Origin of the sequence: Streptomyces sp. NRRL B-24572, assembly GCF_002156145.1 — a bacterium.
In the GTDB taxonomy this organism is placed as follows: Bacteria; Actinomycetota; Actinomycetes; order Streptomycetales; family Streptomycetaceae; genus Streptomyces; species Streptomyces vietnamensis.
The window spans coordinates 1-5,171 of sequence record NZ_MWIG01000633.1 but is presented as its reverse complement, the minus strand read 5'-3'; the positions used below and the strand labels follow the sequence as shown (position 1 = coordinate 5,171).

The window sequence follows — 5,171 nt, the reverse complement described above, 5'->3', positions numbered from 1 at the left end:
GCTGCCCGAGTACATGGTGCCCGGCGCCGTCGTCATCCTCGACGCGATGCCGCTCACCCCCAACGGCAAGCTCGACCGCAAGGCCCTGCCCGCCCCCGTCCGGGCCGCCCTCGCCGACGGGCGCGCCCCGCGCGACCCCGTCGAGGAACGGCTCTGCCGCCTCTACGCCGAGGTCCTCGGCCTCGACGAGGTCACCATCGACGACGACTTCTTCTCGCTCGGCGGCAACTCCCTGTCGGCCACCCGGGTCGTCGCACGCGCCGCCGAGGACGGCCTCGCCGTCCCGATCCGCGACCTCTTCCGGGTCCGGACCGTCGCCCGGCTCGCCCCCTCCTGCACCGCCGGCGCCGTCCCGGCCGGCCAGGACGCCCCGGCGCCGCTGCCCGACCCGCTGCCCGAGGCCGAGACGGCCGCCCTCCTCGCCGATCCGGACATCGAGCAGGTGCTGCCGCTGACGCCGCTCCAGGAGGGGCTGCTCGTGCACAGCACGGTCGCCACCGGCGACCGGGACGTCTACACCGTGCAGGTCACCCTCGACCTCCTCGGAGACCTCGACGCCGACCGGCTGCGCACCGCCCTCGGGACGGCCGTCGCCCGGCACCCGGTGCTGCGCTCCGGCGTCCGCCACGAGGGGCTGAGCCGCCCGGTGCTCGCGGTGCGCCGGAGCGTCACCGTGCCGTGGCGCGTCCTCGACCTGAGCGGGCGCGAGACGGACGCCGCCGAGGTCGTGCGCGCCGAACGCGCGGCGCCCTTCGACCTGTCCGCCGCGCCCCTGGTCAGGGCCGTGCTGCTGCGCCTCGGCGACGGCCACCGGCTCCTGCTCACCTGCCACCACCTCGTCCTGGACGGCTGGTCGGTGCCGGTCCTCCTCGGCGAGACGCTGCGCGCCTACCGGGACGGGGACGCCGGACCGGAGCCCCGGCCCTACCGCGACTACCTCGGCTGGCTGGCCGCCCGCGACCACGAGGAGTCCGCCGAGGCCTGGGGCCGCGCCCTGGCCGGGGTCCGGCCGACGCTGGTGGGCACGCCGGAGCCGCTCGCGGAGGCCGGTGGGGCGGAGCTCGGTACGGCGGAATCGGAGGCCGCCGGCGCCGCCGCCGAGCCTGCCGCTGGTGCCGCTGGTGCCGCTGGTGCCGCTGGTGCCGCTGGTGCCGCTGGTGCCGCCGGGGTTCCCGACGCCGTACCCGCCGTACGCCTCCAGCGCGCCCTCGACGCCGACACCACCCGGCGCCTCGACGCCCGGGCCAGGGAGCTGGGCGTCACCGTCAACAGCCTCGTCCAGGCCGCCTGGTCCGTCGCCCTGCGTGCCCTCACCGGCCGCGACGACGTGGTCTTCGGCATCACCGTCGCCGGCCGCCCCGCCGAGGTGCCCGGCGTGGCCGACATGGCCGGACTCTTCATCAACACCGTGCCGCTGCGCGCCCGGCCCGAGTCCGGCCGGACCCTCGCGGCCCTCGCCCGCTCGATCCAGGACGACCAGGCCGACCTGCTCGCCCACCAGCACCTGCCGCTGGTCGCCGTGCAGCGCGCCGCCGGGCTGCCCGGCCTCTTCGACACCCTCGTCGTCTTCCAGAACTACCCGGTCGACCGGGTCGCGATCGACGCCCTGTCCGGCGACACCGGCCTGACCGTCGGCGCCGCCGACGTGACCGACGCGACGCACTACCCGCTCACCCTCACCGCCGTACCGGGGGAGCGGCTCACCGCACGGCTGGCCTGCCGGCCGCACCTGTTCGACCCGGAGGAGGCGGAGGCGCTCCTCGGCCGCTTCACCGAGGTCCTGGAGCGGGCGGCGGCCGAGCCCGGCACGCCGGTCGGCGTGCTCGCGCCCGCGCGGGACGCGGCCGACGCGGCCGAGGAGCCGGAGACGTACGTGGAACTGCGCGGCTTCCGCTTCGACCCGGCGGAGGTCGAGCGGGCCCTGGCCGCCCACCCCGGGGTCGTACGCACCGCCGCGACCGTCCGCGAGGACGTGCCGGGCGACCGCCGCCTCGTCGGCTACGTGGTGCTGCGCCGCGGCACCGACCCGGCCGAGGTCCGCGGTCTCGCCGCCCAGTCGCTGCCCGACTACATGGTCCCGTCCGTCATGGTCGCCCTCGACACCGTGCCCCTCGGCCCGGGCGGGGACGTCGACCGCCGGGCCCTGCCCGTGCCGGTGGTCGCGGGCGAGGGGGGCCGTCGTCCCCGGACCCCCGTCGAGACGCTGCTCTGCGAGCTGTACGCCGAGGTGCTCGGGGCCGAACGGGTCGGGATCGACGAGGACTTCTTCGCCCTCGGCGGCGACAGCGTCCTCGGCTTCCGGGTCCTGGGCCGGGCCCGTGCCCGGGGCTTCTCCTTCGGCTTCCGCGACCTGTTCGAGCGGCGGACCGTGGCCGCGCTCGCCGAGGTCTGCGTGCCGTACGAGCAGGGCGACGTGCGGCGCCCGGCCGAACCGCCGGTGTCCGCCGAGGAGGCGGCGCGGCTGGCCGCCGAGCCCGGGGTCGCCGCGGTCCTGCCGCTCTCGCCCAACCAGGAGGGACTGCTCTTCCACCACGCCTTCGACGACACCGAGTCCGACCCGTACACCCTCCAGGTGGTCCTGGACTTCGCGGGCCGGATCGACGTGCCGCGCCTGCGGACCGCGCTGCGGAGGGTCCTCGACCGGCACGAGGCGCTGCGCGCGGGCTTCCGCAGGGCCGAGGACCAGCGCTCGGTGCAACTCGTCCACGCCGGCGTCGACGTGCCGGTGCGCGAGGCCGACGCCGAGGACGACGCGGCCTTCACCGCCCTCCTGGAGGAGGACCGGGCCACCCGCTTCGACCTGGCCCGGCCGCCCCTGGTGCGCGCGACGGCGGTCCGCCGCGCCGACGGCGCCGGCTCCCTCGTCCTGACGATGCACCACATCGTGGTGGACGGCTGGTCGTTGCCGGTCGTCGCCCGCGACCTCTTCGCCGCGTACGGCGACCTCCCGCTGCCCGCGGGACCCCCCTCGCGGTACCGCGATTACCTCGCCTGGCTCGGCGGCACCGACCGCGAGGGCTCCCTCGACGTCTGGCGCGCCGCGCTGGCCGGGGTCACCGAGCCGCTGCACGTCGCCGAGCGCCGCGACGCGCGCGTCGTGGAGCCCGTGCGCCACGACGACGGGCTCGACCGGGCCGAGACGGCGGCGCTCGCCGCGGTCGCCCAGGCGCGCGGCGTCACCGTCAACACCCTCGTACAGGCCGCGTGGGCGATCGTGCTGCGCGGACTCACCGGGCGGGACGAGGCCCTCTTCGGCGTCACCGTCGCCGGCCGGCCCGTCGACCTGCCCGGCGCCGACGAACTCGTGGGCCTCTTCATCAACACCGTGCCGCTCTCCGTACGGCTCGACCCCGCCGAGTCGCTCGGCGACCTCGCCGTCCGGCTCGGCCGGGAGCAGGCCCCGCTGCTCGACCACCACCACGCCGCCCTCGTCGACATCCAGCGCGCCCTCGGCCTCGGCGAACTCTTCGACACGCTGCTGAGCTTCGAGAACTATCCGCTCGACCGGGCGGCCATCGAGGCCTCCGCGGACGCCGCCGGCCTCGCCCTCACCGACGCGCGGGTCCGCGACGGCAGCCACTTCGCGATCAGCGTCGTCGTCGAACCGGGCGAGGAACTGCTCTTCCGCGTCCGCCACCAGCCCCACCTCGTGGACACGGACACCGTCCGCGCGGCCACCCGCGAACTCCTCGGCGTGCTGCGCGCCATGGTCGCCACGCCCGACGTCCCGCTGGCCCGGGCCGCCACGCCCGGCGCCGCCGAGAACCGGGCCCGGCTGCTCGCCCTGAACCCGTCCCCCGAGGCCGCGGCCGCCGACACCACCTTCCCCGAGCTCTTCGCGGCCCAGGTCCTGCGCACCCCCGACGCGCCCGCCGTCCTCGCCGGCGGGGAACGCCTCACCTACCGGCAGCTCGACCGGCGCTCCCACGCGGTCGCGGCCGAACTGGCCGCCCGCGGCATCGGTCACGGCCGGCGCGTCGCCGTCGTCCTGCCGCGCTCGGCCGACCTGCTCGTCGCCCTGCTCGGCGTCCTCAAGTCGGGCGCCTCCTACGTGCCGGTCGACCCGGCCTACCCGGCCGAGCGGATCGCCGTCGTCCTCGCCGACAGCGCGCCCGCCCTGGCGATCACCGACGGCACTGCGGCCGTGCCCGGCGGCATCCCGGTCCTCGCGGTCGGCGACGCCGAGGCAGACGCCCCGGCGGCCGTGGCCGCACCCCGGCCGCAGGACGCCGCGTACACCATCTTCACCTCCGGCTCCACCGGGCGGCCCAAGGGCGTCGTCGTCGAGCACCGCGCGCTCGGCGCCTATCTGCGGCGCGCCCGCGAGGCCTACCCCGACGCGGCCGGGCTCTCGCTCGCCCACACCTCGCCCTCCTTCGACCTCACCCTCACCTGCCTCTACTCGCCGCTCGTCGCGGGCGGCCTCGTCCACGTCGCCGAACTCCCCGACGCCGTCGGCGCGGAGCGGCCCACCTTCCTCAAGGGCACCCCCAGCCACCTGCGCCTGCTCGACACGCTGCCGGAGGAGGTCTCCCCGTCCGGCACCCTCGTGCTCGGCGGCGAGGCCCTGCGCGGCGAGATGCTCGCCGGCTGGCGGGCCGCGCACCCCGACGTGACGGTGATCAACGCGTACGGACCGACCGAGGCCACCGTCAACTGCCTGGAGTTCCGCATCGCACCGGGCGAGCCGCTCGCCGACGGGCCCGTCCCGATCGGCCGCCCCTTCTCCTACGCCCGCGCCTACGTCCTCGACAGCGGCCTGCGGCCGGTCGGCCCCGGCGGCCGCGGCGAGCTGTACGTCGCAGGTGACGGCCTGGCCCGCGGCTACCTGGGCCTGCCCGGACTGACCGCCGAGCGGTTCACCGCCGACCCGTTCGGGCCGGCCGGCGGCCGCATGTACCGCACCGGCGACCTCGTCCGCCTGCGGCCCGACGGTGCCCTCGAATACCTCGGCCGCGTCGACGACCAGGTGAAGGTGCGCGGCTTCCGCATCGAGCTCGGCGAGGTCGAGACGGCCGCCGAGACCCTGCCCGGCGTCGAGCGCGCCGTGGCCGCGGTCCGGGGCGCGGACGGCGAACACCGCCTGGTCTGCTACCTGGTGGGCCCCGAGGACCTGGACACCGGCGACGCGGAGGCGCGGCTGCGGACCGTGCTGCCCGAGTACATGGTGC

1 protein-coding gene is annotated in these 5,171 nt (G+C 77.0%); it reads left to right on the top strand.

The genetic code is table 11. The features are described 5' to 3' along the window. On the top strand, window positions 1–5,171 hold a 5,171-nt coding region (locus tag CCN56_RS32130), incomplete at both ends, for a non-ribosomal peptide synthetase (protein ID WP_143664689.1).